Source organism: Pseudomonas sp. (assembly GCF_037994325.1).
Classification (GTDB): domain Bacteria; phylum Pseudomonadota; class Gammaproteobacteria; order Pseudomonadales; family Pseudomonadaceae; genus Aquipseudomonas.
This window is the reverse complement of record NZ_JBBNAH010000109.1, coordinates 1-3,633: the sequence shown is the minus strand read 5'-3', so window position 1 is coordinate 3,633 and position 3,633 is coordinate 1. Positions and strand designations below refer to the sequence as shown.

4 protein-coding genes are annotated in these 3,633 nt (G+C 60.9%); 1 reads left to right on the top strand and 3 read right to left on the bottom strand.

What is annotated here, in order from left to right; genetic code table 11:
• The 3 genes from AAAB16_RS03535 to xseA form a co-directional block, all read right to left on the bottom strand.
• The coding region (locus AAAB16_RS03535) for a mechanosensitive ion channel domain-containing protein (protein WP_340662093.1) at positions 1–717 on the bottom strand (717 nt) is incomplete at its 3' end.
• 39 nt (positions 718–756) lie between these two features.
• Positions 757–1,587 carry a peptidoglycan DD-metalloendopeptidase family protein gene (locus AAAB16_RS03530; protein ID WP_340662091.1) on the bottom strand — a complete coding sequence of 277 codons (831 nt, stop codon included), beginning with the start codon at positions 1,585–1,587 and terminating at the stop codon, positions 757–759.
• Positions 1,588–1,611: 24 nt separating this feature from the next.
• Complete coding sequence (gene xseA / locus AAAB16_RS03525) at positions 1,612–2,991, bottom strand: exodeoxyribonuclease VII large subunit (protein ID WP_340662092.1); 1,380 nt, start codon at positions 2,989–2,991, stop codon at positions 1,612–1,614.
• Positions 2,992–3,075: 84 nt separating this feature from the next.
• On the opposite strand from xseA, the gene AAAB16_RS03520 reads away from it, so the two are divergent.
• The gene (locus AAAB16_RS03520; RefSeq protein ID WP_340662090.1) at positions 3,076–3,627 is read left to right on the top strand and encodes a sugar ABC transporter ATPase; all 552 of its coding nucleotides are present in this window, start codon (positions 3,076–3,078) and stop codon (positions 3,625–3,627) included.
• Positions 3,628–3,633: the final 6 nt, after the last annotated feature.

Below are 3,633 nucleotides of genomic sequence, written 5' to 3'. Positions count from 1 at the left end.
GGTGGGAATGGTGGTGATGGTTTTGTCCCAGTTCTGCACTTTTACCGTATGCAGGGCGATATCAATCACATCGCCATCGGCGTTCAATTGCGGCATTTCAATCCAGTCACCCACGCGGATGATGTCGTTGGAAGAGATCTGCACGCTGGCCACCAATGAAAGCAAGGTGTCCTGAAAAATCAGGATCAGCACGGCGGCCATGGCGCCCAGGCCGGACAGCAAGATCAGCGGTGAGCGGTCTACCAGGGTGGCGATCACCAGAATGGTGGCGATCAGGTAGATGCCGATTTTCACCACCTGGATATAGCCTTTCACCGGCCGCAAGTGCGCGTCGGCTCGGCGTTCGTACAGGCTGTTGGCCAGGGTCAGCACGCCGCTGAGGGCCAAGGCGATGGTCAGCACCATAAAGGCGCTGCATACGTTTTTAGTAACGGTGATCAGCCCAGCGGGCAGATTTGGAATGAGCTCAATGCCGGTAGCGAGGATCAGCGCCGGCACCACGTTGGCCAGGCGCGAAATAATGTGCGAGCGCGCCAAGGCTTTGTCCTGGCCCAGGTGGCTGGCGCGTAGGGCGCGGTAGAAACCGCGCACCAGTACACGCTTGACCAGCCAATTGGCCAACCAGGCGGCGAACAGCAGCAAGATCAGGCAGACAAGGCTGTAGACGTGTGGGTACTGCTCCAGCCAGAGCACGGCGGCGTTGTAGTGGGATTCCATGCTGCTCATCGTCGTCCTGTGTGGTTGCTCGGTGCTGCGTTACGGTTCAAATGCCCCAATAAATATGGCGGGATCGACCCGCACATCATTCAAGCTGATATTCCAGTGCATATGCGGCCCGGTGGCGCGGCCGGTGGCGCCGACCTTGCCGACCACGGCGCCGCGGGCCAACTGCTGACCGACCTTCACGTCGATTTTCGACATATGGCAGAACATGCTGATAAAGCCCTGGCCATGGTCGACAAATACCGTATTGCCGTTAAAGAAATAGTTGCCGAGCAAAATCACTTTGCCGGCCGCCGGCGTTTTGATCGGTGTGCCGGCGCCCACGGCAAAGTCCAGACCCGAGTGTGGGTTACGTTCCTCGCCGTTAAAGAAGCGGCGCACGCCAAAGCGGCTCGACAGCGGGCCATTGACCGGTTTGTCCAGCAACAGGTTGCTCGGCGTGCCAGGGCTGAAACTCTGGTAAGCACGGGTTTGCTCGGCCAGTTCACGCTCGATGCGCTTGAGGTCGGCCGGGTTGGGGTTGACCTGGCGTTGGTTCTTCAAGGTGATGCGCTGCTCGGCGTAGCGCTTGCTAGCGACGGTAAAACTCAAGGTGCGGCTGCCGCTGGCGTCTTCGGCGGTGATGCTTTGCTTACCGGCTTTGCTGCTCAGCGGCACGCCAACAATCGCCAGCCAGCGTTGCCCCTGCTCATGCACCACCAGCACCGGTTTGTTCTGGTAGCGGGCAGTGGGCGTGCCATTGCCGGGGCCAAGGTCGATTACTGCCACACCGCCCGGCACCGGCTTGTTTAGCAGGCGGCTGATATAGCTGTCGGCATGGGCGGGCAGGGCGAGGCAGAGCAACAGGGACAACAGCAGGCGCATGGTATTGCCCTATATAAAGAGGGATCAGTCCAGCAGCGACAGGGTTACCGGCGTCAGGTGGTTATCTTCTACCCGCACCTCCAGCTCGCCTTCGCCCAGGCGCGCTTTCAAGCGCTGGCCGGGTTTGGTTTGTGCGGCACTGCGGATTGCCTTGCCACGCTCGTCGAGCAGGATGCTGTAGCCGCGGCCCAAGGTGGCCAGCGGGCTGATGGCGTTCAGGGTTTGTACTTCGGCCTGCAACTGTTGGCGGCGGTCTTTTAAGGCATCGCGCATGGCCCGTGGCAGGCGTTCGCTGAGGCCGTCGAGGCGTTGGCGTAGCAAAGCCAGGGCGCGGCCCGGATGCTGTGCAGCCAGGCGCATATCCAACCGCGCGACCCGCTCTTGCCGGTGTTGCAGGGTGCGCTCAAAAGCGCGGCGCAGGCGCATATCCAGGTCATCCAGGCGCTGCGCTTGCTGGCGCAGGCGTTCACCTGGGTGGCGCAGGCGGCGGCTGATGCCGTCCAGGCGCAGGCGTTCGCGCTCGATGCGGTTTTGCATGCGCATCACCAAGCGGCGATGCAGGCTGTTCAAGCGTTGCACCAACTCATTGGCATCCGGGGCCAGCAGCTCGGCAGCAGCCGAAGGCGTAGGGGCGCGGATGTCGGCAACAAAGTCGCTGATCGACACGTCGGTCTCATGGCCAACGGCGCTGATGATCGGCGTTTGGCAGGCGGCGATGGCGCGGGCCACCGGTTCTTCGTTAAAGCACCAAAGGTCTTCCAGCGAGCCGCCACCACGGGCCAGGATCAACGCATCGAAGCCGCGCCGATCCGCAAGCTGCAAAGCGCGCACGATTTGCCCAGTGGCTTCGCGGCCCTGCACGGCGGTGGGGATCAGGGTCAGCTGAATCTGCGGCGCACGGCGGCGGAACACGCTGATGATGTCGCGAATCACCGCGCCGGTCGGTGAACTGACAATACCAATGCGCTGCGGATGGGCAGGCAGCGGGATTTTATTCTCAGCGGAAAACAGGCCTTCCTCGCTGAGCTTGGTCTTTAGCGCCTCAAAGGCTAAGCGCAGGGCACCGTCGCCTGCCGGCTCCACGCTGTCGAGAATCAGCTGGTAGTCACCACGCCCCTCGAACAGCGAAACCTTGCCGCGTACTTTCACCGCCATGCCATCGCGCAAGGCTTGGCGTACACGGGCGGCGTTTTGGCGGAAGAGGGCGCAGCGCACTTGGGCCTGGCTATCTTTCAGGGTGAAATACACATGCCCGGAGGCAGGCTTGGCCAGGTTGGATATTTCGCCTTCTACCCAAATATTGCTGAACACATCTTCCAGCAGCACACGGGCGCGGCCGTTGAGCTGGCTGACGGTAAGCACTTCGCGGTCAAGGCCGAGGCGTTGGAACGGGTCTTTGATCATGGCGGGCATGATAGAGGCTTTGCGCGGCTCGAGCCAAAGGCCTGGCCTGTTAAACTGCGCCACGTTTCAGATTTGGGTCGCGTTATGGCAGAGCAGCAAAGCATTCTGGTGCCACAGATTTCCACCCTGCCCAACCACGAGGCGCGGGCGCGGCTGATACTGCGCTGGTTGGTGCAGCGCAATATCGTCGCCGCCGAGCTCAGCACCTGTGGCCGTACCGGCAACCGCATGGCCTACGCCATCGCCCCAGGCGCCAAGCGCATTGTCGAGCAGCCCGAGCTATTACCGTTTGGCCGGCCGGTAAATGGTTTGGAGGTGGTGACCAAGCGCTGCATCTATACGCCGACGGTGAAATTCCTCGAAGAAGCCGGCTGCCCCAAATGCCGCAAAGAAGTTGGCGAAGCGCTGTTCGACAGCCTGGACGAATGGATGCCGAAGGTCAGCGACAACTTCACTTGCCCACTGTGTGGCTTTGAAGATGACATCAATGGCTTCTTGTTTTTGCAGCCCTGCGGTTTTTCCAATTTGGGCTTTATCTTCAATAACTGGTGCGCGGCGGGTTTTAAGCCTTCCTTTATAGAGGAGTTCGCCGAACGGGTGGGGTACCCGGTTCGTGAGGTGGTGGTGGATTGTTAAGGTCAA